The organism is Natrinema marinum, assembly GCF_024296685.1.
GTDB lineage: Archaea > Halobacteriota > Halobacteria > Halobacteriales > Natrialbaceae > Natrinema > Natrinema marinum.
Map to the genome: position 1 here is coordinate 2,040,908 of NZ_CP100763.1, position 26,744 is coordinate 2,067,651.

General features: G+C 65.3%; 20 protein-coding genes, 1 tRNA gene and 2 pseudogenes. 11 read left to right on the forward strand and 12 right to left on the reverse strand.

Going from position 1 to position 26,744, the window contains the following annotated elements; all coding sequences use genetic code 11:
• Nucleotides 1-179: 179 nt before the first annotated feature.
• On the forward strand, nucleotides 180-1,415 hold the full coding sequence (locus NKH51_RS10110; protein WP_254761565.1) for a transposase: 1,236 nt from the start codon (nucleotides 180-182) through the stop codon (nucleotides 1,413-1,415).
• A gap of 265 nt (nucleotides 1,416-1,680) precedes the next feature.
• Here the strand turns inward: NKH51_RS10110 and NKH51_RS10115 are convergent, their stop codons facing one another.
• Entirely contained in the window at nucleotides 1,681-2,457 is a 777-nt protein-coding gene (locus tag NKH51_RS10115; protein WP_254761566.1) for a 2-oxo acid dehydrogenase subunit E2, read from the reverse strand.
• Nucleotides 2,458-2,603: 146 nt separating this feature from the next.
• Here NKH51_RS10115 and NKH51_RS10120 point away from each other — a divergent pair, with 146 nt between their 5' ends.
• The 4 genes from NKH51_RS10120 to NKH51_RS10135 all read left to right on the forward strand — a co-directional run bounded on the left by NKH51_RS10120 (nucleotide 2,604) and on the right by NKH51_RS10135 (nucleotide 6,579).
• Nucleotides 2,604-3,593, forward strand: coding sequence for a class I SAM-dependent methyltransferase (locus NKH51_RS10120; protein ID WP_254761567.1), 990 nt, complete (start codon nucleotides 2,604-2,606; stop codon nucleotides 3,591-3,593).
• 102 nt (nucleotides 3,594-3,695) lie between these two features.
• Nucleotides 3,696-3,769, forward strand: a tRNA-Thr gene (locus NKH51_RS10125).
• Between the two features lie 725 nt (nucleotides 3,770-4,494).
• Entirely contained in the window at nucleotides 4,495-5,736 is a 1,242-nt protein-coding gene (locus NKH51_RS10130) for an alkyl sulfatase dimerization domain-containing protein (RefSeq protein WP_254761568.1), read from the forward strand.
• Between the two features lie 456 nt (nucleotides 5,737-6,192).
• A complete protein-coding gene (locus NKH51_RS10135) occupies nucleotides 6,193-6,579 on the forward strand; it encodes a hypothetical protein (protein WP_254761569.1) in 387 nt (128 codons plus the stop codon).
• On the opposite strand, the gene NKH51_RS10140 is transcribed toward NKH51_RS10135, so the two are convergent.
• The 3 genes from NKH51_RS10140 to NKH51_RS10150 are packed head-to-tail and all read right to left on the reverse strand — an operon-like array spanning nucleotide 6,576 to nucleotide 8,594.
• On the reverse strand, nucleotides 6,576-7,280 hold the full coding sequence (locus tag NKH51_RS10140) for an energy-coupling factor transporter transmembrane component T family protein (protein WP_254761570.1): 705 nt from the start codon (nucleotides 7,278-7,280) through the stop codon (nucleotides 6,576-6,578). The two genes, NKH51_RS10135 and NKH51_RS10140, sit on opposite strands and share 4 nt — an antisense overlap.
• Nucleotides 7,274-7,987 (reverse strand): energy-coupling factor ABC transporter ATP-binding protein, encoded by a 714-nt coding sequence (locus NKH51_RS10145; protein ID WP_254761571.1) that lies wholly within the window; start codon nucleotides 7,985-7,987, stop codon nucleotides 7,274-7,276. Before NKH51_RS10145 ends, NKH51_RS10140 begins: the two co-directional genes overlap by 7 nt.
• 25 nt (nucleotides 7,988-8,012) lie before the next feature.
• Entirely contained in the window at nucleotides 8,013-8,594 is a 582-nt protein-coding gene (locus tag NKH51_RS10150; protein ID WP_254761572.1) for a biotin transporter BioY, read from the reverse strand.
• A gap of 427 nt (nucleotides 8,595-9,021) precedes the next feature.
• On the opposite strand from NKH51_RS10150, the gene NKH51_RS10155 reads away from it, so the two are divergent.
• The gene (locus NKH51_RS10155) at nucleotides 9,022-12,840 is read left to right on the forward strand and encodes a DUF7282 domain-containing protein (protein WP_254761573.1); all 3,819 of its coding nucleotides are present in this window, start codon (nucleotides 9,022-9,024) and stop codon (nucleotides 12,838-12,840) included.
• A gap of 92 nt (nucleotides 12,841-12,932) precedes the next feature.
• On the opposite strand, the gene NKH51_RS10160 is transcribed toward NKH51_RS10155, so the two are convergent.
• Together NKH51_RS10160 and NKH51_RS10165 are read right to left on the reverse strand one after the other, a co-directional pair.
• Nucleotides 12,933-13,223 (reverse strand): DUF7545 family protein, encoded by a 291-nt coding sequence (locus NKH51_RS10160; protein WP_254761574.1) that lies wholly within the window; start codon nucleotides 13,221-13,223, stop codon nucleotides 12,933-12,935.
• A gap of 159 nt (nucleotides 13,224-13,382) precedes the next feature.
• Nucleotides 13,383-13,859 carry a DUF5799 family protein gene (locus NKH51_RS10165; protein WP_254761575.1) on the reverse strand — a complete coding sequence of 159 codons (477 nt, stop codon included), beginning with the start codon at nucleotides 13,857-13,859 and terminating at the stop codon, nucleotides 13,383-13,385.
• A 188-nt stretch (nucleotides 13,860-14,047) separates the two neighbouring features.
• Between NKH51_RS10165 and NKH51_RS10170 the strand changes: the two genes are divergently transcribed.
• A complete protein-coding gene (locus NKH51_RS10170) occupies nucleotides 14,048-14,524 on the forward strand; it encodes a universal stress protein (protein ID WP_254765138.1) in 477 nt (158 codons plus the stop codon).
• 20 nt (nucleotides 14,525-14,544) lie between these two features.
• On the opposite strand, the gene NKH51_RS10175 is transcribed toward NKH51_RS10170, so the two are convergent.
• Both NKH51_RS10175 and NKH51_RS10180 read right to left on the reverse strand, forming a co-directional pair.
• Nucleotides 14,545-15,483 (reverse strand): biotin--[acetyl-CoA-carboxylase] ligase, encoded by a 939-nt coding sequence (locus NKH51_RS10175; protein WP_254761576.1) that lies wholly within the window; start codon nucleotides 15,481-15,483, stop codon nucleotides 14,545-14,547.
• A 148-nt stretch (nucleotides 15,484-15,631) separates the two neighbouring features.
• Nucleotides 15,632-16,612, reverse strand: a complete 981-nt coding sequence (locus NKH51_RS10180) for a tyrosine--tRNA ligase (protein WP_254765139.1) — start codon at nucleotides 16,610-16,612, stop codon at nucleotides 15,632-15,634.
• Nucleotides 16,613-16,910: 298 nt separating this feature from the next.
• On the opposite strand from NKH51_RS10180, the gene NKH51_RS10185 reads away from it, so the two are divergent.
• Nucleotides 16,911-17,561, forward strand: coding sequence for a hypothetical protein (locus tag NKH51_RS10185; protein ID WP_254761577.1), 651 nt, complete (start codon nucleotides 16,911-16,913; stop codon nucleotides 17,559-17,561).
• A gap of 28 nt (nucleotides 17,562-17,589) precedes the next feature.
• Here the strand turns inward: NKH51_RS10185 and NKH51_RS10190 are convergent, their stop codons facing one another.
• From NKH51_RS10190 to NKH51_RS10205, 4 genes are all read right to left on the reverse strand, one after another.
• Nucleotides 17,590-18,369 carry a 4-phosphopantoate--beta-alanine ligase gene (locus NKH51_RS10190; RefSeq protein WP_254761578.1) on the reverse strand — a complete coding sequence of 260 codons (780 nt, stop codon included), beginning with the start codon at nucleotides 18,367-18,369 and terminating at the stop codon, nucleotides 17,590-17,592.
• A gap of 621 nt (nucleotides 18,370-18,990) precedes the next feature.
• On the reverse strand, nucleotides 18,991-19,671 hold the full coding sequence (locus NKH51_RS10195) for a class I SAM-dependent methyltransferase (protein ID WP_254761579.1): 681 nt from the start codon (nucleotides 19,669-19,671) through the stop codon (nucleotides 18,991-18,993).
• A gap of 139 nt (nucleotides 19,672-19,810) precedes the next feature.
• Nucleotides 19,811-22,711 (reverse strand): DUF1508 domain-containing protein, encoded by a 2,901-nt coding sequence (locus NKH51_RS10200; RefSeq protein ID WP_254761580.1) that lies wholly within the window; start codon nucleotides 22,709-22,711, stop codon nucleotides 19,811-19,813.
• A 329-nt stretch (nucleotides 22,712-23,040) separates the two neighbouring features.
• Nucleotides 23,041-23,874, reverse strand: coding sequence for a pantoate kinase (locus tag NKH51_RS10205; RefSeq protein ID WP_254761581.1), 834 nt, complete (start codon nucleotides 23,872-23,874; stop codon nucleotides 23,041-23,043).
• A 275-nt stretch (nucleotides 23,875-24,149) separates the two neighbouring features.
• On the opposite strand from NKH51_RS10205, the pseudogene NKH51_RS10210 reads away from it, so the two are divergent.
• The 3 genes and pseudogenes from NKH51_RS10210 to NKH51_RS10220 all read left to right on the forward strand — a co-directional run.
• Nucleotides 24,150-24,980 (forward strand): annotated as a pseudogene (locus NKH51_RS10210) (alpha/beta fold hydrolase); the annotation flags it as partial.
• Between the two features lie 27 nt (nucleotides 24,981-25,007).
• Nucleotides 25,008-25,436: an RICIN domain-containing protein gene (locus NKH51_RS10215; RefSeq protein WP_254765140.1), complete on the forward strand. Its 429-nt coding sequence runs from the start codon at nucleotides 25,008-25,010 to the stop codon at nucleotides 25,434-25,436.
• Nucleotides 25,437-25,911: 475 nt separating this feature from the next.
• Nucleotides 25,912-26,742, forward strand: a pseudogene (locus tag NKH51_RS10220) (alpha/beta fold hydrolase); the annotation flags it as partial.
• Nucleotides 26,743-26,744: the final 2 nt, after the last annotated feature.

Below are 26,744 nucleotides of genomic sequence, written 5' to 3' on the forward strand. Positions count from 1 at the left end.
CGGTGTCCAACGACTTTGCACCTTGGAGCAACACCCCTTTCCAGGTGAGACCGTGTGCGTCTTTGATCTCGCTTAGACGATCGTACTCTTCTTGATCTACTTCGATGTTCAAGTTGGGCATCTATATACATGGTTAGTTTTTCGTTAGTTTTAACTATTACGCTATCGTACTCGTAGTTGTGACGGTAACTGCCACCAAAACGCTCGAAGCCACGCTTGCCCCGCCTACAACGGGTAAAGAGCAACGGCTCGAGCGTACTGTGGCGACCTACCGACGCGCCCTCTCGGACGCCTTCGAGAGTGGCGCGGACACGCAGACGGCGGTCAACGATGTCGTCACGCCGTACACGCTCACGTCCTACGCGAAAGACGCGCTCAAGAACTACGTCCCGAAGCTCCGAGATACGTACAATGCTTCCGAGTTGGCTGATGACCACCCGGTTCGATTCACGAACCGAGGCTTTCGGATTGACCACTCGGGCGAGCGAACGCACGAGTTCTGCTGGCGCGTCCCGCAAGTAGGACATGGCAACGCCTTCTGGATTCCACTTCGGATCAATCCCGAACAGGAATCGCTGTGGTTCGACCTGCTCAACGAGGACGTCTCGGTCGGCGAGTTCCGACTCCAAGAACACCGCACGAACTGGGTGCTGCACATCACCGTCGAGTACGAGGTCGCCGACCCAGAGATCCCGGACGAGCCGACTCGAATTGGTTTCGATATCGGCGAATCCAAACTGCTGACGGGCTGTGCCTGTCAGAACGACACCCCGATCCAACCGTACATCTACGACGGCGGTCGTGCGCGAGCACTTCGTAAGGAGATGTACACAACGCTGAAGCGTCTGCAAGAGCGTGACGCCGCCGAGTGGCGCGTAGATGAACGCTTCGGCCACTACCAGAACGCCCTGACGGACATCGTCGAGAAGGCGTCTCGAGAAGCCGTCGAGTACGCTAGGTCCTTCGACGACCCGGTAATCGTATTCGAGGACCTGACGTACATCCGTGAGAACGTGGACTACGGCAAGTACATGAACCGACGACTTCACGCGTGGGCATTTGCTCGGCTCACTGGCCGGATTGAGGACAAGGCGCTCGAAGCCGGTATTCCGGTCGAGTTTGTGAACCCGCGCTACACGTCTCAGACGTGCCACGCTTGTGGTCACATCGGCCGTCGTGGATCGCAAGCCGAGTTCACGTGTACGAACGCGGAGTGTCACGTTTCGACGTTTCAGGCAGATATCAACGCGGCTGCGAATATCGCCGGTCGCGTCGATCCATGGGGAGAGAGCGTTCCTTGGAAACCGGAACGCAATGACTCGCCACGGAATGGGTGCCGTTGTGACACGGCCACAGGACACCGCACGCCGAGTCGGCAATCCCGACAGACGACGCTTGCGGCCTTCGAGTCCTGAAACCTCCGACTTGAGGCTTCCCTTGTAGGAAGCCCCGCCCTTTAGGGCGGGTGAGGATGTCGCATCCGGAACCTCGAGCGTGTATTCGTCCATGCTGCAACCGGGCAACGAGCCGGCAGTACATAAGCTACCCAACCGTTGATACTTTCTGGAGTAAACGCTACCGAAGACTTGAATCGGCAGGCACGAGGAGGACCGGGAGGATCCGTCCGTCGACGGGCAGACTATCGAACGAGCCGAGGCCGAGAGACGCACTCACTGCCGTTCACTCCAGCCCGTGTGCCCCTTCGACGAGTTCTCGCAGCCGCTGGACGAACCGCGCGGCGGGGGCGCCGTCGACGATGTCGTGATCGAACGTCACCGTGAGACTGAGGAACTCTCTTGGCTCGATGTCACCGTCGACGAGCCCCGGCTTGCGATCGATCCCACCGACCGTCAGTTGAAGCGTGTAGTTCGTTGGGCTGAGCGCCCAGCCGCCGCCCGTACCGAACATGCCGACGGAGGTGATGGCCACGGTGCCCGCCAGCCGTTTCCAGCGCCGGGGAAACAACTGCGGCAACCGCCACAACTGCCGCCGAAGGGGTCCGGGGAGCCGGAGGGCCAACGAGGTCACTCCCGTCTGTCTGCCCTCGTCGGGGTCCGTCTGGGCAGTTCGAATCTCCTCGTGGATCGACCGGAACGACCGTTGGTTCGCCGCTCTGACCACGTGCGGGACGGCGATCCGGCTACCGTCGATCTCCCGTTCGATCAGGACGTTCACGTCCACCTCGTCGAACCGGACGAGCCGACCCCGCCAGTCGGAGTACGCCTGGACGTGCGGGTGATCGTTGAGGGCCCGAGCCAGACAGTACGCCAGGAACGCCGTGAACGACGGCGACTCTCCCGTGTTCTCCTCCCGGTCGCGAATGCGTCGTCTGGCCTCGGTTACGTCGAACTCCACGAGTCCGTAAACGTCGCTTCGCTTTCCGGCCATCCGCATGTAATCGATCGTTCCCCGTCGCTGGAGCGGAATAGGCTCGGTCGCCTTCGTCCGGTCTGTCATACGTCCCGTACCTCAACGGCCGGCATCGTATTTGTCCCCGCACTGGACGATTCGATATATCGACTACTGGTTTATTCATGGGTTTTCCTCCTCGAGCGCGGCGACGAAAACGTCAGCGTTACGGCGACTCGTCGGCCAGTTCGCGTATGGAAGTGCCGTGCGTCCGCGTCGCGCGCGAGGACGGGGAAGCGACGCGAACGACGCTCGCCGAGGCGGACCTGATCGACGACGCCTACGAGATCGCCGTCGAAGACGGGTGGCTCTACGTTCCCGTGTCAGACCCCGACGCAGCGCGGGAGCTGCTCGAGGACGCCGCGATCGTCACCCGCACGGTCGACGAACGCGAGACGCAGACGACGCCCGCAGACCTCCTCGCGTTCGAGCCCTCCTACGAACGACTCGGCAGGGCCGCGCTCATCGACGAGGACGACGGCGAGCGCGCACGCGAGATCGCAGACGCGATTCTCGAGTCGGATCTCCCCGTCGAAACGGTGCTGAACAAGGCCTCGAAGGTCAAAGGCGAGACTCGCGTACGCGACTGGGAGTTGCTCGCGGGCGAGGACACGGAGGTCGTCCACCGCGAGTACGGCTGTGAGTTCCTCCTCGATCTCGCGAACGTTTACTTCTCGCCGCGGCTCGCGACCGAGCGTCATCGCGTCGTCGAGCAAATCGCGTCGGGCGAGCGCACGTTCGATATGTTCGCCGGCGTCGGCCCCTTCGTCGTCCCGTTCGCAAAACGGGGCGCCGAGTGCGTCGGCGTCGATATCAACGCCGACGCGATCGACTATCTCCGCGAGAACGCCCGCCGAAACGGCGTTTCAGAGCGCGTCACCGCTATCAACGGCGACGTTCGCGACGTGGCATCCGATTACGAGGACTGGGCCGACCGCATCGTGATGAACCTCCCTCACAGCGCCGACGAGTTTCTCGAGTCGGCCGTCGCCATCGCCGGCGACGACTGCGTCATCCACTACTACGACATCCAGCACGAAGACGACCCCTTCGGTCCGGGCGAGCGCGCGATCCGCGCGGCCGCCGAGCCCGAATACGAGGTCACCGTCGAGACGCGCCACACCGTCCGTTCCTACGCCCCCCACGAGCTGAACGTCTGTCTGGACGTGCGCCTCGAGCGCTAGCCGCTCGGTCGGGACGCCATCACACGACCACACCGATTCGCAATCCTTATGGCTGGTATCGGTCCTACGAATGAATGCGCGGGACGTGAACGACGCGAGTGTGCCGGTGTAGCTCAGACTGGCAGAGCGAATCCTTCGTAAGGATTAGGTCGAGGGTTCAAATCCCTCCACCGGCTCTTTCTGCTGCGAGCAAATTCGCGAACAGCGAATGCGCTCTGGGAGGTAGAATCGGAGCCCAATTCGTCGTGGCCGTCGTCCCACCTGCTATCACTGGTCCGGGTGGTGAAAAGTAATACTAACTGTGAAATCGGAATAGACGGACTCGGGTGAGGCTATGGCCACATACTCCGTTATCTACAAACGTTACGTTCGATACTAACGAATCCGATTCCGGACAGCACACAACAGATACAGGCAGTGCCTCCGGTGACTCCCGCACCGAACACAGACGTGCACACCCTATAACCAGCGACGTGAGGCTTCATACGCTAGCGCCACGGGACCAAGCACCCAAAGAAGAACGATGGTGATCGTCTCTACCGAGGGTGCTGAGTCGACCAATACGCTATAGAAGAGCAATGCGCCTGTGGCGATGACGCCGACAATAGTGGAAATATACCGGGATCACGCCATGAGCTGGGTTTCTCGTCAATTCGATGTTATTGTATTATCCTCAGTTTATTAATTTATTGTCTCCTCGTAAAACATAGTATGTGCTGTTCCGGTAGACAGCTGCTGGAAACTCTTCCCATCTCGGCCGGGTCCTCCGCCGCGTAGCACTCGCTGAGCAGGTCTGCGAACTGCATGTCAAACTAGCTCTACGACCTGGTCGCTTCTCAAACCGCGCTAACTAGACGGTGCCTGCCGAAGCTACTTGTCGATACGATGGTAGTGCTTGGGCATGTCCGACGATGCCACGGATTACCGCGATATCGGCTGGACTGACGAGCCGACGGACGTGACCGAGCGCACGTACTACATCTCGCAGTTCAGCGCCGTGACCGCGTTCGAGACCGATGAGGGCCTCGTGTTGGTCGATTCCGGACTCGGCGAGCTCGGTCCGAAACTGAACGACTCGCTCCGAGAGTTCACCGATCGGCCGGTCCACACGGCGGTTTTCACGCACGGACACGCCGATCACGTTCACGGTCTAGAACACTTCCTCACCGACGACCAGGAGCGACCGCGAATCATCGCCCACGAGGCGATGCCCGACCGTTGGGCGCGATACGAGCGAACGATCGGCCACAACGAGGCGATCAATGCCCGCCAGTTCGGCGGTGCCGTGTCGGCGGCCGACGAGTGGTACGAAGAGGACACGAACTTCCGGGCACCGGATCTCACGCCAGACACCCTCTACGAGGACGAACTCGAGATCGAAGTCGGCGAGACGACCTTCGAGATTCGCCACGGCCGCGGGGAGACCGACGACCACAGCTGGGTGTACTGTCCGGACCGAGACGTCGTCTGTACCGGCGACTTCTTCATCTCGATGTCGCCGAACGCCGGTAACCCCCAGAAGGTCCAGCGGTATCCGGAGGAGTGGGCCGAGACGCTGCGCGAAATCGCCGCCCTCGAGCCGGCCCACCTCTGCCCCGGACACGGCAGCGCCGTCGTCGACGATCCGGCGGCGATTCGGACGCGCCTCGAGGAGACGGCAGCCTATCTGGAGTCGATCGTAGACCAGACCATCGAGGCACTGAACGACGGCTCCCCGCCACATACCGACATCGTGCACGCTGTCGACGCGCCCGACGCGGAATCGTCCTGGCTCGAGGAGATCTACGACGAGAGCGAGTTCATCGTCCGGAACCTGATCCGGCGCTACGGCGGCTGGTGGAACGGGCGACCGAGCGACCTGAAGCCCGCCACCCGCGACGATCAGGCCGAAGAGATCGCGGCGCTGGCCGGCGGTCCGGACGCGTTGCTCGAGCGCGCCGAGGAACTGGTTTCCGACGGGGAGTACCGCCGGGCAACGCATTTCGTCGACTACGCAATGGAGGCCGCTCCGGCGGACGAATCCGTCCGGGAAGCTGCGGCCGAACTGTACGACGAACGCGCGGCCGCCGAAGAGAGTCTGATGGCGACGAACCTCTTTCGGTCCGCGGCCGCGTACGCCAGAGAGGGGCGGCCGTTTCGGTGAGCGAACCCGCGCACTGAGTTCGATCGCTGTTTTCCCGGTTTGCACAGTAGTCGAGCCCTCGCCGATAGCCCCTCGTGAGCGGGACGAAACAGGGATAAACCAAATACGACGATAGCAAATCCGTCGAAACGGCCGTCGAACGAGTTGCTCGGTGCGGGTCGAGGGAAACCGCACCGTCGGACTCCGGCGGAGAACGGCCGCGGACGGCGAACTGAGCGACGCCGGGGCTGCGGCGCTGAAGGTGATTGAACCGACGAGGGAGTAGGGGTACGACGGCAGGACCTTCGCGTGTATGGCCCAGGAGATTCGTGGCTTCCTGCCGTGCCCCAAGGAAGGTACGCGGTGGGCATAGCAGTGGCCCCAAACACGTTTGGAACGGCGCTGCGACTCGCCGGACGCCGGACGAAACGCCCGGGCGCCCTAACTCTTTTACCCGCCCCTGATCATTCGGGTGGCATGACTTCGAGAGAGCTAACGGTGACCGTCGACGACGTATCGGCGGCCTATGACCACGCGGGCCGACTCGAGCACGTCGACCTCCGACTCTCTTACGAGACGAGCCACGAGACCAACGTCGGGAAAAAGCGGGTCACCTACGGTGCGCCGCGGTTTCGCTTCGCGGTCGACGGCGACGGCATCGCCCGGCTCGAGGCGATAGAGAGCCGCCGTCACGATCGAGCGGAGGAGGAGCGATTCGGCGCACAGATAGTCGATTTCCGGGCGATTCCGGCCGCCGCCGAGATCGTCACGGAGATCGGGGACATCGAACGCGTCGAACCTGTCGAAGAATCGATCGAAGATCAGATCGCGGAGATCGAGACGGTCGAGTTCGAAACGGATTAGTAGAACGTCGAAAGCGCGAGGGCGACGGCGAGGACGAGCACGGGATAGTCGAGCCACGAGAACGAAAGCGGCGGGAGCGTGGGGTTCCACGCGAAACACCGGGCTCGTAGCGCGAGCGAGAGCCGATCGGCCCGCTCGAACGCGCGCATCACGCCGAGCACCGCGATCGTGCCGGCGCGGTCGACGGCGCCGCGCTCGGTTCCCAGCCGGGCGGCCATCGCCTCGCGGATCGTCCGAAGGTCGCCGTAGAGCACGGGGAGAAACCGGAAGACGAGCCCGACGCCGACGCCGAGGAGTTGGCCCGGCTTGCCGGGGATCGTCCGCTGAATCGCCGCTCGAGAGTCCCGAACCGGCGTCGATCGGACGTAGGCGGCGCTGACGAGGAGGATGAGCAGCACCCGATAGCTCGCCAGTCCCGAGGCGACGGCGGCCGAGCGGTCGAACCAGGGCGCACCGAGGGTGACCCCGGCGAGCAGCGGCGCGAGAACGAGAAGGAGCAGTGCGAACCGGTAGGCGACGAGAGTCCGGCGAAGCGACAGTCGCGCCGCAGCCAGCGCGACCGCCGTCAACCCCGAGAAGGCGAGAAGCGCGCGCGGTGTCGGATGGGCCAGCGCGGTGGCGGCGAATCCCATCTGGACCGCCAGCTTGGATCGCGGGTCGAGCCGGTGGGCGAGGCTCTCGCCGGGCTCGTAGGTCAGCATCGTGCGGCGTCCGGGATTCGTACCTCGAGCCCCTCGAGTTCTCCCAGCGCGTCCGCGGGCGGGCCGTCGACGGCGACGCGGCCGTCCCGCATGGCGATCACGCGGTCCGCGAGCCCGCAAACGTCACGGAGGTCGTGGGTGGCGAGCAGGACACCCGTTCCGTCGGCCGACAGCGCTTCCAGGCGCTCGAGGACGGACCGACGTGCGGGCTCGTCCAGTCCAGTGAAGGGCTCGTCGAGCACGAGGTGGGTCGGCTCCATCGCGAGCGCGCCGGCGATGGCGACGCGGGACTGTTCGCCCCCCGAGAGGGTGTCGATCCGCTCGTCGCCCCGGCCGGCCAGGTTCACCGCCTCGAGCGCGGCCGCGACGCGACGGTCGATCTCCTCCCGCGCCAGCCCGAGATTCTCGGGGCCGAAGGCCACGTCCGCGCCGACGGTCGCGGCGACGAACTGATCGCGCGGGTGCTGGAAGACCATCCCCACGCTCGAGCGGGCGGCGATCAGATCCTCGGCGACCGGCGTCCCGTCGACGAGCACGTCGCCCGAATCGGGCTCTAAGAGCCCATTGCAGTGGCGTAACAGCGTGGTCTTCCCGCTGCCGTTGGCACCCGCCAGCAGGACGAACTCGCCGTCGTCGATCGACAGCGAGAGGTCTCGGAGGACGGGCACGTCGTCGAAGGCGTAGGAGACCGACCGGAACTCGATCATCGCTGTGACACGCGACGGTCGGCGGTCATGTCGCGATGCGTCCCCCCTCGACGATAGCGACCGCGGCAGCGACCTTGATGAGATCGACGGGAACGAACGGAATGACGCCGAGTTCGGCCGCTTTGATCGGGGTCAACTCGAGGACGTAGCCGAGCCAGGCGGCCCCGAGCAGATAGATGATCGCCAGCGCCGCGAGCAGCGTCGCGACGAGGACCGGCCGCGAGAGCTCCGCGGGATCACCGAACTCGCTCCACCGATCGACGACGGCGCCGATCAGCAGGGTCGCGATCGGATACGACCAGAGATAGCCCGCGCTGTTACCCACGAGGACGCCGATACCGGCTGCGCGGTCGGCGAAGACCGGGAGCCCGACCGCGCCGGCGGTCAGGTACAGCAGGACGGAGACCGTCCCCCAGTACGGACCGAGGTAGAGTCCGGCGAGGAAGACGACGAGTACCTGCAGCGTTACCGAAACCGGCGAGAACGGGATGGGAATCGATCCGACGAAGGCGGACGCGCCCAGCAGCGCCGCGAGGACCGCCGCCCGCGCGAAGGGCTTGACGACGTCGTCGTCGACGAGTTCGACCGAATTTTGATCCGTTGCCATACCTCCGCTCTCTCGTAAACCGGGATCAAAACTTCGGTTTCCGAGACGAGTGGTGAGCGATATTACAGGTAGTGTCGAACGGGTTCCGGGTCTCCCTCGATACCGCGGCAGCACGAAACAAAGCGCTTCCTCACAGTTTCGATGAAAGTCTCGGTCGGCTGCCGATATTTCGAGTGCGGTCGCCACAGCGCGGCTGCCGATCGCTTCCGTCATGAGAGATGCCAGTCGTCCGCGGTAACAGCTGATTGTCTCACCCCACCAACCGGAACGACCAGCGGTCTTATGCGAACGTTCGGCCCCGTGATGGGAAAATGGGAACCGGTAGTCAGACGGCTGGCGATCAGGGGCGACGCGGGGCGAGAATGGGGTCAAGTCGGAGGGAGAGCGAAACGACATTCGCGGACGCTGCCGCGGGAGGGATCGACAGATGAGACGGCGACGAACGACCGCGGCCGTCGTCCTGCTCGCAGTCGCGCTGGTCGGCAGCGTCGTCGCAGTCCCCATCCTCGGCGGCAGCGCCGACCGGGTCACCGCTGGTGGCGAAACGACCGGGGACGGTGCCGGGACTGGCGGTCCGATGGCTGCGCTCGAGGCCGCCGCCGTCCAGAACGCTTCGCCGCCCGCCGAATCCGAGTTCGAACTGGTGACGTTCGATGGGGAGTCGGCGGCCGACGCCGGTGAAGCCGAGCAGGACGCGGTTCAGGAATCCAACGATTCGCCGGTCGAAGCGGGCGTCGCGGAGGGCGTCGAACTCGTCCAGCCCCAGGGAATCAACGTGACACAGGAGCAGCGGGCGGCAGCGCTCGAGGGCGCTCGCGCGGCAGTAACCCAGTACCAGACCGTCGAGGCCGAACAGGTACAGGCGGCGACGGCGGGAGCCGTCCACGGCGCGCTGATCCAGAAACAGTCGGTGAACGCGACGCAGATCCAGCACGCGGTCGCCGGGGCGACCGGCGGCGGGCTCTCGCAGGCCCAGTCGGCGAACGCGACCCAGTTGCAGGCCGCGACTTGGGGCGCGGCCCACGGCGGACTCGCACAGAGCCAGCGCGTGACCGGCGAACAGATTCAGGTCGCGACCAGGGGCGCGGCCGCGGGTGCTGCGACGGAAGCGGGCGCGAAAGACACCGGAAAAGTGCCGATGATTCAGGAGGCTGCACAGGGATCGGCCTACGGCGTGCTGACGCAGTACCAGTCGATCACGGTCGAACAGCGCCAGCGAGTGACGCTCGAGCACGTCCAGCACGCGGCGGCGGGTGCCGCTGCGGGGGCGATCGACGGGGCGACGAACGTCAGTCAGGAACAGCGGATCGACGTGACGCAGGAACAACGCGTCGAAGTCGAACAGCGCCAGCGGGTGACGATCAAGCAGGTCCAGAAGGCCGCCGCCGGCGCGGCGAAAGGTGCGCTCGTCCAGAAGCAGCGGGTGTCGGTCCAGCAGACCCAGGCCGCGGCCCGCGGGGCGAGCCGGGGCTCGCTGAAGCAGGTCCAGACGATCCGCATCGAGCAGTATCAGCGGATCTCGATCACGCAGGTCCAGGAGGCTTCCTTCGGCGCGGCGAAGGGCGCGATCGCCCAGAGCCAGGCGGCGACGGTCGAGCAGATCCACGCCGCGGCGACCGGGAGCGCGAGCGGCGTGTTGGTCCAGCGCCAGGTCGTCTCGATCACGCAGATCCAGTACGCCGCAGTCGGGGCCGCGGAGGGTGCGATCACGTCCGCGATCCAGCGACAGACGGTGACCGTCGAACAGATACAGGCCGCCGCGTTCGGTGCCGGGGAAGGGGCGGTGACCCAGACGCAACTCGTCGAGATCACGCAGGTCCAGTCCCTCGCGCGCGGCGGCGCGAGCGGCGCGCTGACGCAGACCCAGTCGGCGACCGTCGAACAGATCCAGACGGCCGCCCGGCTCGCCACCACGGAGACAGCCGACGCCGTCCAGAGCCAGCAGATCAGCGTCCAGCAGCTCCAGCGGGTGACCGCGGAGACGGCCGCCGATGCGACTGCCTACGCGATACAGGAGGAGACCGACGACGTGACGGTCATCAGCCAGCGCGTCGCGGTCACCGTCGTCCAGCGCCTCGAGACGGTCGACCGGCTCGAGGGGACCGCTTCGGTCGACATCGCCGACCAGGCCTCGAGCGGCCAGCGGGTCACCGTCGATGAGATTTCCCTTTCGGAAGGCGGCTTCGTGGCCGTCTATCAGGGCGTCGCCGTCGACGCCGAGCCCGAGAGCGTGATCGGCGTCTCGAGCTACCTCGAGGCCGGAACCAGCGAGAACGTCACGATCGAACTCGACCAACCGCTCGTGGAGAGCGGGGCGGTCGTGGCGGTCGCCCATCACGACACGAACGCGAACGAGGCGTTCGACTACATCGACTCCGACGGCGAGGCGGACCCGCCGTACGTCACCGGTGCCGGCGCGCCGGTTCTCGGTGGCGCGTTCGTGACGGTCACGGGAGCACCGGACGAGCCGAGCGGAACGCTGGCGGTGGCCGACCAGACCGGTACCGGCTCGAGCCTGACGGTCGACGAGGCGAACGCGACCGTTGACTACGCGCTCACCGTGACCCACGAGAACGGCACGCGGCTCGCGGCGACCGAGCCGATCGCGGCCGCCGAGCCGGTGGAAAACGAGACGATCGACCTCGAGCCGTCCGTCGCCGAGAACGCGACGCTCGAGGTGGCCGTCGTCGACGCGGCCGCCGAGACGACGCTGGCGAACGAGACGATCGCGTACACCGTCGCGGACGAAGGCCCCGAGGGATCGCTTTCGGTCGACAACCAGACCGGCGACGGCGAGACGCTCGCGGTCGACGCGGCGAGCGCGTCCGTCCCGTACGTGATCGCGGCCGAGTACGACGGCCAGCGCGTCGACAGCGAGGCGTTCGAGGCGAACACGACGGCCACCGATGCGGTCCTCGAACTCGAGCCCCCGATCGAAACGAACACGACCGTCGATGTCTCCGTCCGCGCCGCGGCGGACGACGCGGCGCTGGCGAACGAGACGATCACGTACGGCCTCGAGGAACCGGCTCCTGACCGGCCGACGGCGAACCTCTCGGTAGCCGATCAAACTGGCGACGGCGGGGCGATCACCGTCACGCAGGCCAACGCGTCCGTCGACTACGCGATCACCGTCACCGACGAGAACGGCACGCAGCGCACGGCGACCGAAGCCTTCGGCGCGAACGAGACGATCGGCCCGCTCGAGTTCCCCCTCGAGCCGCCGCTCGAGTCGAACGCGACTCTGGAGGTCGCGGTCGTCGACGCCGCAAACGGCACCGTCCTCGAGACGGACACGGTCGAGTACGCAGTCGACGGCGATCTGGCACAGTTCGATGTCGCGTTCGTCAACTGCACGTACGCGGAGGTCAACGCCTCGCTCGAGGAAGGCGACCGGGTCGCCGCGAGCACGGGCTTCTATACCACCGGCGGCTTCGGAAATACGATCGTCGACGACATGATCACCGTCGGCGAGGATGTCAGCGCGCCGTTCGACGGCACGATCGTCTTCCGGATCAGCGACGAGCGCAACGTCACGACCGACGGCGACCGCGTGATCGTCGAGGTGCCCGACTACGGGACCTTCGGAACCTACATATCGGGTATCAGCTCACCCGAAGCGGCGCGCGTCGGCGGCATCGACTACCCGAACCCCGACGAGACGTGTCTCGATTCGGTCCGGCCGGATCGACCCGCGATCTCGGTCGCGGAGACGACCTCGACCGATGACGGCATCGACGTGACCTTCGAATACGAGAACCCGAACGACGCCGCGCTGGCCGCGACCAGCGAGTTCGTCGAGGGAACGACGACCGCCCAACCGCCGACCGAACTCGAGCCCGGACAGCAGACGTTCACCGCCGAGTGGACGCCCGAACGTACCGACGAACGCCTCGTCTGGCGGGTCGACCTCTCGAACTTCGGCTACGAAGAGCCGCTGACCGCGGCGACGCCGCCCGCCGGCGAACTCGAGCCGACCGGCCCGGCAGAGCCCGACGCACCGACACCGCCGGATCAACCCGAGACGCCAGCGCCGCCCGAGCAGCCCGAACCGCCCAGCCCACAAGAGCCGGAAGCCGACGGTGGCACCGACCAGACCACGGACCCAGCCCAGCCCGACGCGAACGGTGACGCTGGCCCGAACGCGACCGGCGACGGGCAGACCGAGACGGGCGACGGAACCGGCGGCGCGGCTGGCGAGGGTGGTACCGCAGACACCGGAAACGAAACCGCCGGTGCCGGATAAGTCTCGTATCGACAGCCTATCGTCCGACTCGTCGCGGCAGGTTGGCCGCGGAAAACCGGTGTCGGAAGCGAGCGAGTCGAGTCGCGCGGTCGTCAGTGCTGGTGACCGGTCGCTTCGCCGAACGTGACGCCGAACCGCTCCTCGAAGAGGTCCATCACTGCTGCTTCCTGGGCCTCGAGTTCCGGATCGGCGTCGTCGCCGTGGTGGACGATGTGGTGGGCGCGGCTGGCAAACGAGAGCAGCATCACGTCGCCGACCGTCTCGGCGTCGGTCTGGTCGCCCTCGGCGACGAGATCGACGAGTCCCGCCGGAATCGTTACCTCGTCGGTCGCGCCGTCGTCGGAACTGATCGAGAAGGTCGTCGTCTGGACTTCGTCTGACATACTCCTACGGTCGGGAACCGTACCTATAGATGCTGTGGCTTGGGCCCGACGCCACGTTGCCGCCCGATCGCGCGCGGCCGTCGGGGCGCTCCGTCGCGCCTGCGTTGTCGTCGCCGGTCAGTTGCCGGCGCGAGGGCCAGCAATCGTCGAACACTCGTGTTAGCTGTCGTCGGCGACGTGCTGTCGGACGGACTCCCATCGCCCCTTCGTCTCGAGATGTGACTGTATCTCCGTCGCGTACTCCTGCGTGAGCCGTTCGGCGGCCTCGAGCTGTTCCTTTTCCGCGGACCCGCCGTCGCCGCCGATTCCGAGCGCGCCCATGATCGAGTCGAAGACGCCGCCGCTCGACGAACTCGAGTCGGTGGAGCCGCCGGGCCCGCCGGGCCCGCCGGCCATGGCGCCCATCCCCGCCTGTACGTTGTCGAGTTCGGGGATCACTCCCTCGAGTTTGTCCGTGTTGGCGACGATCTGGGCCCGATCGGGGTCGTCGGGGTGTTCGATCTCGAACTCCGTCGCGGTCATGATCAGGCTCCACTGCTGGTTGGAAAACTGCGACTCCCGGATCCGCGCGGCGAACTCCTGATCGACGGTCATGCGGTCCCCGACGATCCGATCGGTCCACGACGTGTCGCTCATGGAATTCGGTTGGCGGGGCGGCTGTATCAGCGTTTCCCCTCCGCGCGCCCGTCGCTGGTCGGGCGGGCGAGTGCCGGCTTGCCGATCGCTCCGTCGGTCGCCACCAGCGGGACAACGGTGCTACAGGGCGGAATTCTCGCCATGAAAACGCTGATATAGGTGCTTGTTGTATGCTATCACGTATCGCAATGTACGACCGAATCCTCGTCCCGACCGACGGTTCCCCGGAGGTCGAACGCGCGCTCGAGTACGCCTTCGAACTCGCGCACACCCACGACGCGACCGTCCGCGCGCTCTACGTGGTCAACGTGACCGGCTACAGCGGCCTCCCCATGGAGACCGCGCTCGAAGGAATCAGCGACGCGCTCCACGAAGAGGGGCGGGCCGCGGTCGAACGGGTCGCGGACCTCGCGCCGGCGGACATCGCGGTCGAGACCGAAGTACGCGAGGGATCGCCGAGTCACGCCATCGTCGCCGCGGCCGATCCAAGCGAGTGCGACCTGATCGTGATGGGGACCCACGGCCGTGGCGGGATCGACCGACTGTTGCTCGGCAGCGTCACGGAATGCGTGGTCCGGCGCGCCGCAGTTCCCGTCCTCACGGTGCAGGTCGATCCCGACGCGGTCGACGACAGCCCCGAACGGCCACACCTCGCCGCCGAGTGAGCGACGAGGTGGGTCGCCGCTCAGACCGGGCGCAGGTGCTCGCAGTCGCCCGCCGAGACGGTCACGCGTTCGTCGTCGGTCTCGATCTCGAGCGCCCCCGAGTCGGTGATGTCGACCGCCTCGCCGACGACGTCGCCCGACGGTAGCTCGACTCGGACGCGCTGGCCGAGCGTCAGCGCCAGTTCGCGCCACGCGGGAACGATGGCGTCGAGGTCGATCCGATAGCGATCGAACTCCTCGAGCAAGCGCTGAACGAACGCCCGCCGGTCGACATCGCCGGCCTCGTCCCGAATGCTGGTCGCGCCCTCGGGAAGCCCGTCGGCGTCTACATTGGCGTTGACCCCGATCCCGGGGATAAGCCAGTCTACGCGATCCATTTCGCCTTCCATCTCGGTGAGGATGCCGACGAGCTTTCGGTAGTCGCCGTCGTCGCCGACCGGGACGACCACGTCGTTTGGCCACTTGATCCAGGCGTCGACGCCGGCCTCGCGGGCGACCGTCGCCGTCGCGACCGCCGACGCGAGCGTGTACAACGGGGCCTGTGCGGGCGTGATTTCGGGCCGAGTGACGATACTCACCCAGACGCCGCCCGACGGCGCCGACCACTCGCGCTCGAGACGGCCGCGTCCGCCGGTCTGTTCGTCCGCGATGACGGCTACGTCGGCCGCGCCGTCGGCCGCTAGCTCGCGCGCGCGGTCGTTCGTGCTCCCCAGCGTGTCGTGGTACTCGACCGAAAACGGGGCCTCGAGTCCGAACTCGATCGCCGGCGCGTTGTAGGCGTCGACACCGACCAGTTCGTAGCCGTTCGGCCCGCTCTCGATCGCGAACTCCGCTTCGCGCAGTTCCTCGATGTGTTTCCAGACCGCCGCCCGCGAGATCTCGAGGTCGTCGGCGAGTGCCGGCCCCGAGACCGGACCGTCCGACAGCGCCGCGAGGATCGCCCGTCGTGTCTCGTTCATAGCCTCGAGAGGGGGCCGCTCGTACTTCAATCGGCGGGATCAGCCGAAGTTCGGAGGGCCCGAGTGCAAGGTTCGGATCGGCGACGACGCTCCAGAAACAGACCGCTGGGCGAGAGAGGGAGTCGAACGGGCCGCCGCGTGAGCCGGTTCAGGCCCGGAGCTCGCGCAGCTTCTCGCGGCCCGGCGCGATCAGTTCGTCGAGGTAGGTCGCGAGCGTCCCCTTCGCGTCGGCGGGGTGAAGCTCACCGGACTCGAGATCCGTGGCGAGACGCTCGTAGTCCTCGTAGGTCAGGTCGCCGCCGTACTTCTCGGGACGTTCGACGACGACCTCGTCGAACCGCGGGAAGACGTGGTACTCGAACAGTTCGAGGACGGGGTTCTCGAGGTCGCCCTCGGGATCCCGCGTCGGCGGGCAAAAGGCCGAGTTGACCTTCTCCTCGAGGTCCTCGGTCGAGTCCTCCATCGAGATGGTGATCCCCTCGCTCGAGGACATCTTCCCCTCCCCGTCGGAGAGGTTCGCGACGATCGGGGTGTGGATGGCGGGCCGGACCTCGTAGCCGAGGTCCGGGAGCTTCTCGCGGGCGAGCATGTGGACCTTCCGCTGATCTAAGCCGCCGACGGCGAGGTCGAGGTCGAGGTACTCGATATCCAGCGTCTGCATCAGCGGGTAGACGAGGTGGCTCACCTTGGCCGTCTCGTCGCCCTGGATCTCGGCCATCGCGCGCTGGGCGCGGTTCATCGTGGTCCCAACCTCGAGGGCGTGCAGGTCGAGGACGTACTCCTCGTCGAGCTGGAACTCCGAGCCGTAGACGAACTCGGCGTTGTCCTCGTCGAGGCCGTACGCGAGGAACTGCGCCTTCATCTGCTCGGCGGTGTCGCGGATCTCCTCGAAGGAGCCCTTCCCGTTGAGGTAGGCGTGGACGTCCGCCAACAAGACGACGACCTCCATGCCCGCGTCCTGCAGATCGATGAGCTTGTTCGCCGTCAGCAGGTGGCCCAGATGGAGCACGCCGGAGGGCTCGTAGCCGACGTAGGCGCGTTTCCCCGCCGGATCCTCGGCGAGGTCGCGGACCTCCTCGTCGGTGACGACCTCCTCGGCGTTTCGCGTGAGTAACTCGTAGGCGTCCATGTGTGGCAGGAACCGGAGCAGGAATTTATATCGCCCGACTCGAGCCGTCGACCCAGGGTCCAAGAACGGGTTCGGGACCGATTGGGCGCGGTCGCGGGCCGCGCTGGCGAGGTAACCGGTCGCCGCGCCGACGCCGGCAGCGACGGCACCGCTGGCCCCGCCGACCTTCCCGCCGAGTTTCGCTCCCGCGACCGCGCCGCAGGAGGCGTGTTCCGATCGCAGAGACGGTAGCTCGAGCGATCGCCCACGGGTGCCGGCCGAACACTCTTCCGATCGGTCGTCGTAACCACGCCGACCGATGACCTCCCAAGAGGACGCCGTCAACGCCGTGCGGCGCAGCTTTCTTCCGCAAGTGCACTTCCTCCTCCGGGGGACGTTCGGCGGCTACGCGGTCAGTCACACGACCGCCGACGAGTACGCCCTCACGGCCCACTGCTCGGAGGGGACACTCGAGGACGTCCTCGAGCGGCTGGGCTTTTCGCGCAACCCGGTCGCCGCGCTCAAGGTTCGGATGGACGGCAACACCTCCGAGGGGTCGTGGGTGTGGCGGCCGTCGCTGTTCGCCGACGAGCAACTGCACATCGTCCTCCACGACCTCGAGAACGAGGCGGGCATCGACGTCTACGCCCACTGGGAGTGTTCGTGGACGCGTCATCCGTACCACCACTACGTCGCCCGCGGCTACGACGCCGAGAAAGGCGTCGCGCTCGCGCGGCGCTGGCTCGTCGACGGCGACGAACTCGCGTTCGGGCCGGGCATCGACTACGAAATCGACAACTCGCTCGCGCGACGGGCGAGCGAGGCGCTGTGGCTGTCGTACTACCGTATCAAGGAGGCGAAGGGAGCGTTCGCGTCGAAGCTACCGTTCGTCGACGGCGAAGCAGCGCCGCAGGTCGTCGAGCACGAAGGGAAGCGCGATTCGGTCTCGCCGACGATCGCGGAGACGTGAGCGCTGGCGGAGCTTGAAGAACGCACGATCAGAGGTCGCCCGATCGAATTCGCTCTTCGGCGTCCTCGAGCGCGCGTTCTCGGTCGAACTCGTCGATAATCGCGCGCAGTTCGTCTTCCTCGGCATCGGCCAGGTCTCGCGCGTGCTCGGTCATGTTCGGCACCGCGCGGATGATGTTGTCCACGATCGGTACGTCGGCCACCTGCGGCGAGCGCGATAGCGGGTTGAGGTCGATCACGACCTCGGTCTTGCCCATCTCGTCTAACGCCTCGGCGCGGTCGCCATCCTCGAGAGGTACGAGAACCACGTCAGCCGCGTAGATCCCGTCGGCGTCGACCTTCGAGCGCTCGTGGTCCAGGTTCGGAATGTGCGCGTCGGCCTCGATCCCCTTCACCTCGTCCGCGCCGTGCTCGCGGAGGTGATCCGCGATGGCTTCGATGCGCTCGGGCGTTCGATTGAACAGGTTGACCTCGAGGTCGGCCCCCGTCGCGTCGGCCAGTTCGACCATCTCACCGGGAACCAGCGCCGCGACGTTGCCGTTGATCGAGAGCACCGGCCGGTCGGCGAGCAGGAGGTGGGCTGCGGCCGCCCGTTCGGCGTCGTCGGCGCTGGGAATCGTCTCCTCGCCCAGCAGGTAGTCGAACGCGCTGCCCCGGCCCTCTGCGTGCATCCCCTGGAGGTGGGTGATCCCCTTCTCGACGCCCCGCTCGATTCGGTGGCGGGTGAGTAGATCCTGATATCTGGGGTGATCCTCCGGGATCTCCTCCTCGTGCTCGACGTCGGCGGAGACGGTGTCGTAATCGCTCACGTGGGGAGACTGGGCACCGTCGATAAAAAAGCCGATTGATCGCCGGCGTGTTATCGAGGGCGCACGGCTTCGCTGTTCGGACAGGATGCTGAAATCGGTACGCAGTACCGGGTGCGCACGTCTCGTTCGAAGCGAGTAGGTAAGAGTCGCTGTTCGCTCACAAACAATTATCTATCAGAAGGGACTCTATCCAGTACGGAATAACGAGTCATATCGTGTGTTTGCACCCCGAGGATGAAGGGGACGATTGAACCAGAGACCCGTTCTGCTGAGGAGCGCACCTTGTTCTCTCCACGTCGCTGTCACGTGGAACACATCATAATGGACACGAATTCCCCCTCAGTGACTACACATGTCCAAGAACGAGGAACCCTCGACAACTGGAACCATGCAGACCCCAGAGAACGTCCGCATCGTCTGTACTGAATGTACGTTCTCGAAACTGGTAACGAAGGAAGGGCAAAAATCTGCAGAAGTGATTGTAGAACACGGTCGAGAAACTGGCCACAGACTCACCGCCAAAGAACCCGACGACGTCGAGTAAGCATCCGTCGCTATCGCTCAGTGCAGGACACGTATTTCTCGTCGAATCGTCAGTTGCGGAGAGCCAACTCGGCACCATCAGCGGGGGACTACGCCACTCATGATATAGTAGTCGTGGTGGGGTTCTCGGCCCCACAGCGTCGCGTCCACGAGGGGTTCGTACGTGACATCGGAGAACCCCTCGTCGGCGAGCACGTCGGCCAGTTCGTCTGGTGGTCGGCCATCGTACATCGGGAGGTCGTCGTACATATCCTCGTACTCGTCCCACGGCTCGTCGTGATCCCAGTACCCCTCGATGAGGAGAATCCGACCACCTGGCTCGACGACTCGTTGCCACTCCTGCAGTGCCGCAGTGGGATTGGGAAGCGTCCAGACGAGGTGGCGAGCAGTGAGCAGTTCGACGGTGGCATCTGGGAAGGCGAGCGTCTCCGCATCCCCTTGCTGGAGCGCGACCGAGCACGCTGTCCGTCGGGCCTTCTCGCGGGCGCGTGTGAGCATCTCCGGGGCGAAGTCTACGCCCACGACCTCGTGGCCGAGTTCTGCGAGCAACAGCGAGACGACCCCTGTCCCACACCCGACATCGAGGACGCGATGAGCGTCGTCGCCCGCCCACTCGCGCAACACCGAAAGCCAGCGGTCGTGCTGTTCGTCGGAGTGGATTCCATGGTGGCTCTCCTCGTCGAACGTCCCCGCGCGGCCGTTCCAGTGCTGTCGGACGAGTTCCTTGACGGTAGCGTCGCCCCGTGTCGGCTGTGTCATACCGAGATCCTCCGGTGAAATAGGTCGTCTCTTCGGTCCGTTATACCTGACGGGACGATCGATATGCACCACACACGCAGCAATCGCATCGAGTCAGGCACGGACGAGCGACTGCAAAAAATCGGCTTCCGAACGACCGTTACTCCGTGAAGGTGATCCAGCCCTCGGGCGCCTGGGCCTTCACGTCGTTCATCGCCTCGCGGGCTGCGGTCCGAGTCTCGTAGGTCTGGGTGCTCTCGGCCATCGTCGCGCCGTACTCGTCGATGAGCTGCCAGACCCAGCCGTCGTCGTCGATGTGGAGCTCGAACGAGACGCTGTCGATCTCGAGGATGCTCGCGGACTTGATCAGCTCGCGGACGTCCTCCAGGGCCTCGCGGGCAGCGTCGGACGTCTCGTACGATTCGGAGCCGGTCGCGACGGTTCGGCCGTCCTCGTCGATGAGCCGCCAGTGCCAGCGATCGTCCTCGTCGGCAACGAGTTCGAAGGAGGCCACGTCGAAGTCGACCCGGCCGGCCATCGGCGCAAGCTGACGGACCTCCTCGATCACGTCGTAGAGGTCGTCCTTGGTCGCTTCGGTGTCGACCGCTTCGGCGAGCACCTGTCGGTCGCGGTCGACCAGCTCCCACGACCAGCCGTCCTCGTCGGTCAGGCGGATCGCGGCGTCCTCGATCGCGAAGATCGGCGCGTCGGCGGCGTGGTCCGCGAGGTCCTCGACGCCGGCCATCGCCGCGTCGCGCTCGCCGAAGGAGACGTTCGAGTCGGCGATCTCCTCGCGGTCGCGGTCGAGCAGGCGGAAGTGCCAGTCGTCGGTCTCGTAGAGTTGGACCGAGACATCGCCGATCGTGAATTGGCGAGCCGACGCGGCGGCCTCGCGCACGTCGTCGAGGCTGTCGACCAGTTCGTCACGGGTCGGATACTCCTCGCCGCCGACGGCGACGATTTCGCCGTCCGGCATGACGAACTGCCAGTGCCAGTCTTCGGTCGGGTACGTCTGGAAGATCGCTCGATCCATCGTCCGCACGTTCGAATCGAGGTGCTCGAGCAGACGGTTCATCGCGTCGCGCGCGGCGTCGCGCGTCGGATGGGTGTTGGGGTCCTCGGCGACGAGTTTGCCGCCCGCGTCGATGAGCCGCCAGCCCCACTCGTCGTCTTCGTTGACGAACAGTTCGAAGGCGGCGGTCTCGATCTCGAGCAGTTCGGCGTCGGGGGCCTGCTCTTTGAGCGTCATCATCGCTTCGGCGGCCTCCCCGCGGGAGGTGTGTTCTGCGCCGCTGTCGGCTAAGACGTTGCCGTCCTCGTCGATGAGCCGCCAGCGCCACTCGCCGTCGTCGGCCTCGTAGACCTGGAACGCGGCGTTCTCGAACTCGATGAGGTCAGCCTCGCTGGCCTGCTGGCGGACGCGCTCGATCGCGTCGGCGGCCGAGTCCGCGTCACCGTGGGGGACATTACTCGCCGCGATGATGTCCCGGTCGTCAGTGACGAGTCGCCAGTTCCATGGCCCGGTGTCGTCGGCTCCATCGTCTGCGACCGTCCCGCCGTCGGGTGTCAGATCGGGGTCTTCGATCGCCGCAGCGGATGTCTCGGCCTCGCTGAACGTGTATTCGTCGCCCGCGGCATCCGGGGCTGGGTAGACTTCGTACTCCGCGCTTCCGATCTCGACGACATCGGCGTCGCGCGCGTTCTCGCTGAACTCGTCGGCCCACGCCTCGGAGCCGCCCAGTTCGGGCGTCCCCTCGGGGCCGCGCGCGACGACGTGTTCGGTCGCGTCGACGAGTCGGTACTGCCACTCGTCGTCGTCTTCGTAGAGTTCGAACGTCGGTTCGCCGGCGACGGTGATCGACGCCGAGTCCAGTTCCGGCAGCAGGTCGCCCGCGGCTTCCTCGGCGCTGCGTCGGGAGCTGAACTCGTGCGTGCTGGTGGCGATGATGTCGTCGTCGGCGTCGACGAACCGCCAAGTCCAGCCGGCGGTCCCCTCGCAGAGTTCCACGCCGATGTGCTCGACATCGAGCACTCGCGCGCGGTCGAACCGCTCGGCGAACGTCCGGGCGGCCTCCTCGGCACGTTCTTGCGTCGAGTGGCCCGTGTCGCTCGAGGCCAGCGGCGTGCGGTCATCATCGACGAGTTGCCAGTACCACTGGTCACGCCGCTGCTCGTAGGTGAACGCGGCGCCCTCGATCTCGATCACGTCGGCCTCGGGGCCACGGTCTTTCAGGAAGCTGACCGACTCCTCGGCACCGTCGCGTCGGTCGAACTCGCCGGCACAAGAGCCGACGATCGAGCCGTCGTCGCGCGCGAGCGTCCACTGCCAGGTGCCGTCGCGGTCCTCGTAGAGCCGGAACGCCGAGGTCGTCAGCTCCATCAGCCCTGCGGAGCTGATCTGGGACTTGACGCGTTCGATGCCCTCGGTCGCGTCCGGCCGCGTGACGGCGCTCTCGGTGCTCTGGGCCAGCGCCTCGAGGTGGAGGACGTGCCACTTCCAGTCGCCGTTCTCGTCGCGGAAGACGGCGAACTGGGCACTCTCCATCGCGTCGCCCGTGAGAATCTCCGGGTCTTCGGTCTGTCCTTCCTCTTCGACGAACATCCCTCGCTGACCGGTGAGGACTGGAACCAGCGCGGTGACGCCCGCGATGATCCCGATACCGAACGTGTACACCGAGATTACTTCGACGCTGTAGTCGGTGCCGAGCGCGCGCCAGTTGTACGGGTACGCCCAGGCGAAGAAGCCGACGCCCCCGAAGGCGACCGCGAGTCCGACGACGCTGGCCTGTATCCCCCGCTTTCGCACCGGCAACATCAGTACGATACCGAACAGACAGAGCGCGAGCCCCGTCGCAGCCGTGACGCCGGAGATTTTGATTAGGGTATAGGAGTCCGCCGCGCCCGCGTAGCCAACGACGAAGGTTGCGACGCCCGCTGCGCCGATGATATAGCCGACGATGAACAGCCAATACCCGTAGACGTCCTTGCTCGAGTCGGGTTCACCGACGTAGTGTTCGTACAGCTGAAACAGGTTTTGATGAATGTCAGTCCGTGAAGCCATTGCCAAATCTTGAGCGGATAACTCGAACGCACCATAATAAAGTTCTGGCTATCGGTACTCTATCTGTCACATACTATAATTTATATTTTGGGTGATGTCGGGTCCTCGTTCGAATCGTGATTCGGCGACGACGAGTGCACAAATTCGGACAAAATCGAAAGTCAGTACGGCTGTAATGAGCATTTTCAAGAGTGATAGTGTACGGAGAGCTGGGTGTCGAGTGCGTTTACTACCAGTTTTCGACCATCGGATTAAACCAAATCGGTGCGCTTGCTTGCGATTCGGCGGCAGGACGGGTACACCGGCTGATAGATAGCAGGGGTACTTAACTACCGCAGGAGGGCGCCAGCCGGGTGGGTCGCACAGATCGACGGTTCGTAGCCGGCGTCGGAGAGCCCGGTTCCGAGCGCGAAGACGGTCTCGCCGAGCATGGCCATCGACGCCTGTCCGTCAGCCGCCGAGACATCGGCGATGGTCTCGGTGACCCGGTCGGTGAGGAGACCGGCGTCGCGCGCGAACAACCGCGAGGCGTACAGAAACGAGAGGAGGGTCGGCTCCTCGACGACCCGAGCCAGCGCCTCCTTGCCGGCGGCTGTCAGTTCCTCGGTGTCCCCCGAGAGCACGTCAGCCGTCGAAAGCTCGCCGAAGGAGATGTATTCCACGCGCGCCCGCGAGGGGATCGCGTCGAGTTTGTTGTCCTGTGGCCCGCCGGGCTCGAGGCGGATCGGGACGCCGCCGTGGGCCTGGGCCACCACGTCGCCCAGACCCGTTCCCGCCTGTACCTCGGCACCGTGGGCGATCGTTACGAGTTCGTTCATGGAGAGTTTGCGTTCGAACACCCGGTTGGTCGCCAGCGCCGTTCCGAGCGCCATCGCGCCCGAGACGCCGAAGCCGGCACCGAGTGGGACCTCGGATTCGGCCTCGACGCGCGCGGTCGCGTCTAGCGTCTCGAGGACGGTCGTCACCGGGTCGATCTCGATCTCCGTTCCGTCGAGGACGACGGTCGAGTCGTCGCCCGCCGCGGGCTCGACCGTCACCTCGACGCCATCCGTCAGCGTCAGTCCCGCACCTCGAGACCCTGCCTTTGTCGGGTCCTCGTCCGGGTGGGCGCTGAAAAAGCCGGTGATGTGTCCGGGTACGAACGCCGTCGCCTCCTCGCGCATTACGCCTTCGCTTTCGGCCCGAACGGTATAACGTTGAAGAATTCCACGCAGCGGCGTTGTGTCGACCATCATTATAGTGTAAGTTCAGATAATATACTAAGTATGACATCCATGGAAATCAACGTGCTGACGTGCTATCGACCAAAATGACCGAGACGACTATTCCTCATACAAAACAATATAGTGATTATTCTATATATCATAATGTGTCTTAAACGTGCTCAGTATAGAGAAAGAAAAGCCAACCTTCGGTATGTCTTCTCGTAGTATGCACCATGACAGAAGACGACACGTCTACCGATCGACCCGAAGCACGCGAATCGACGATGGACCGACGAGCACTCCTGAAAGCGACTGGGACGACGATCGTCGGGGGGACGGGGCTGGCCGCTGCATCGAGTTCGGCGTCCGCCCAGTTCGGCGGCCCGGAAGTCATTCAGGTCGATGACGGCTGGTTCGGCTGGAGCGCCGACGATAGCCTCCCGGTCACCGACGAACTCCTGATCTTCATCCACGGCTGGTTCGGCGACACCACCGTCGAGAGCCAAGCCTCCGACGTGCTCGGTTCGCTCGAGGCTGGCGGCTATTCACCCGATCAGACCGTCGCCATCGAGTGGCCGGGCAGCACGCTCAACTTTTTCGGCGCCGAGGCCGACACCGAAGACGTCGGCGAGGTCGTCGCCGGTCTCATCGAGGAGTTCTACGACAACGGTGGCGGGAACATCCGTCTCGTCGGTCACTCGCTCGGTGGCCGCTGTGTCTACTGGACCGCCACGAAGCTTAGCAGCGGCTACGAAATCGAGACCGTCGCCGGCCTCGGGGCCGCCGCGGACGGCTCGGAAATCTGTGGTAACCCGTGGAATCCCGGGCTCAGCAACGCCTGCGAGGTCCGCAACTACTACTCCCTGAATGATTCGACGGTCGGCGGGGCCTACGGCGGCCTCGGCGACACCGCACTCGGTACCGAGGGCGCCGGCTGCAACCCCGCCTCGAACTACACCGATGTCGACGTCACCTACAGCGTCGGCAGCCACCTCGCGTACCTCGGCGACAGTGCCGTCGGCTCTGACCTCGCCGCGGCGATCAACGCCGGCTGTGGCGGCAGTGGCAGCGGTGGCGGAACACCCACGCAGATCTCCGAAGGAACCTACAGGCTTACGAACGCCAACAGCGGGAAGTTCCTCGAGGTCGCCAACGCGGACACGAGCGACGGCGCGAACGTTCGGCAGTACGCCGATACTGGTCATCCGTGCCAGGAGTGGGACGTGAGTGCCAACGGCGACGGCACCTACACCTTCACCAACGCCAACAGCGGGAAGTTCCTCGAAGTCGCGGGCGCCGGCACGAGCGACGGCGACAACGTCCGGCAGTACGCCGACACCGGCAGCCCATGCCAGGACTGGATCGTCCTCGATAACGGCGACGGGACCGTCAGCCTCGAGAACGCCAACAGCGGCAAGGTCGCCGAAGTCTACGAAGCGAGCACGGCCGATGGCGCCAACGTCGTCCAGTGGTCCTCGAACGGCGGCGCCTGGCAGCGTTGGAACCTCCAGCAGATCTGAGCCACGATCGAAACGTACCGGGAATCGATAGGTGGCAAGCGCTCCGATTGATCCCTGGGGCACCGAACTCATAACTGCCGATCCGACCCCTCGAGAGTTCTTGCGTTCCTGTCGAACTCGGTAGCGTCGGCGACGTGTCCACCCACCAGACCCAGAGGAGAAACGACTACGTCTACGGAGCCGAGACGCTACAGCGCGACTTTCCTCTCGTCACATCAGCGGACGCAGTGACCCGCCGTCTCGAGTCGACCCGACCGACCCTTCCTCTCTCGGCGCAGTGGCGATCCGTAGCCGCGGCCTCGATCACCGACTGCAGCGTTCGGTTCTCCTTTGATACCACGAACACTGCCGTTCTCTGCCGCGCCCTGAAAAACCGTGCGCCGCTGCGATAAAATCGCAGCCCGCCTCGTATTAAATATACTCAATTCTGATTAATAAATTACAACGGAGAACGAGGCATATGATAATCTGTCGCATGACGAACAACGACACCCACGATGAGCAGCGGCCTGCAGACGAGTCACGGATGACCGATCGACGAACACTCCTGAAGACCGCCGGCACGACGATCGTCGGCGGCGCGGGACTTGCCACCGCGTCCAACTCGGCGTCCGCCCAGTTTCTCGGCGGCCCGGAGATCATCAACGTCGAAGACGGTCTGTTCGGCTGGAGCGCCGACGGGAGTCTGCCGGTCACCGACGAGCTCCTGATCTTCATCCACGGCTGGTTCGGTGACACCACCGTCTCGAGTCAGGCATCCCAGGTCCTCAGTTCCTTGGAAGGGGGCGGCTATTCGCCCGATGCGACCGTCGCCATCGAGTGGCCGGGCAGCACGCTCAACTTTTTCGGCGCCGAGGCCGACACCGAAAGCGTCGGGAACGTCGTCGCCGGCCTCATCGAGGAGTTCAAGGACGCGGGCGGCGGCAACGTCCGGCTGGTCGGCCACTCGCTGGGCGGTCGCTGTGTCTACTGGACCGCGACCAAACTTGCGAGCGGCTACACGATCGAGACCGTCGCCGGGCTCGGTGCCGCCGCCGATGGCGCGGAAATCTGTGGCAACCCCTGGAACCCGGGCATGGCCAACGCCTGTCAGGTCCGCAACTACCACTCCTTCAACGACTCGACGGTCGGCGGGGCCTACGGCCTCGGCGGCACGACTGCGCTGGGTACCGAGGGGGCCGGCTGCGGCGTCGCGCCGAACTATCGGGACGTCGACGTGACCGGCAGCGTCGGCGGCCACCTCGAGTATCTGGGTGACGCGTCCGTTGGCAACCACCTCGCCGGCGTCATCAACGCCGGTGGGTGCGG

Excerpts from the sequence above, each read along its gene's own strand:
- NKH51_RS10200 (WP_254761580.1), bottom strand. The coding sequence starts at position 22,711 with ATGGCTTCACGGACTGACATTCATCAAAACCTGTTTCAGCTGTACGAA.
- NKH51_RS10135 (WP_254761569.1), top strand. The coding sequence starts at position 6,193 with ATGACTTCGAGAGAGCTAACGGTGACCGTCGACGACGTATCGGCGGCC.
- NKH51_RS10150 (WP_254761572.1), bottom strand. The coding sequence starts at position 8,594 with ATGGCAACGGATCAAAATTCGGTCGAACTCGTCGACGACGACGTCGTC.
- NKH51_RS10120 (WP_254761567.1), top strand. The coding sequence starts at position 2,604 with ATGGAAGTGCCGTGCGTCCGCGTCGCGCGCGAGGACGGGGAAGCGACG.
- NKH51_RS10170 (WP_254765138.1), top strand. The coding sequence starts at position 14,048 with ATGTACGACCGAATCCTCGTCCCGACCGACGGTTCCCCGGAGGTCGAA.
- NKH51_RS10140 (WP_254761570.1), bottom strand. The coding sequence starts at position 7,280 with ATGCTGACCTACGAGCCCGGCGAGAGCCTCGCCCACCGGCTCGACCCG.
- NKH51_RS10205 (WP_254761581.1), bottom strand. The coding sequence starts at position 23,874 with ATGCGCGAGGAGGCGACGGCGTTCGTACCCGGACACATCACCGGCTTT.
- NKH51_RS10195 (WP_254761579.1), bottom strand. The coding sequence starts at position 19,671 with ATGACACAGCCGACACGGGGCGACGCTACCGTCAAGGAACTCGTCCGA.
- NKH51_RS10160 (WP_254761574.1), bottom strand. The coding sequence starts at position 13,223 with ATGTCAGACGAAGTCCAGACGACGACCTTCTCGATCAGTTCCGACGAC.
- NKH51_RS10155 (WP_254761573.1), top strand. The coding sequence starts at position 9,022 with ATGAGACGGCGACGAACGACCGCGGCCGTCGTCCTGCTCGCAGTCGCG.
- NKH51_RS10185 (WP_254761577.1), top strand. The coding sequence starts at position 16,911 with ATGACCTCCCAAGAGGACGCCGTCAACGCCGTGCGGCGCAGCTTTCTT.
- NKH51_RS10180 (WP_254765139.1), bottom strand. The coding sequence starts at position 16,612 with ATGGACGCCTACGAGTTACTCACGCGAAACGCCGAGGAGGTCGTCACC.
- NKH51_RS10165 (WP_254761575.1), bottom strand. The coding sequence starts at position 13,859 with ATGAGCGACACGTCGTGGACCGATCGGATCGTCGGGGACCGCATGACC.
- NKH51_RS10130 (WP_254761568.1), top strand. The coding sequence starts at position 4,495 with ATGTCCGACGATGCCACGGATTACCGCGATATCGGCTGGACTGACGAG.
- NKH51_RS10115 (WP_254761566.1), bottom strand. The coding sequence starts at position 2,457 with ATGACAGACCGGACGAAGGCGACCGAGCCTATTCCGCTCCAGCGACGG.
- NKH51_RS10175 (WP_254761576.1), bottom strand. The coding sequence starts at position 15,483 with ATGAACGAGACACGACGGGCGATCCTCGCGGCGCTGTCGGACGGTCCG.
- NKH51_RS10145 (WP_254761571.1), bottom strand. The coding sequence starts at position 7,987 with ATGATCGAGTTCCGGTCGGTCTCCTACGCCTTCGACGACGTGCCCGTC.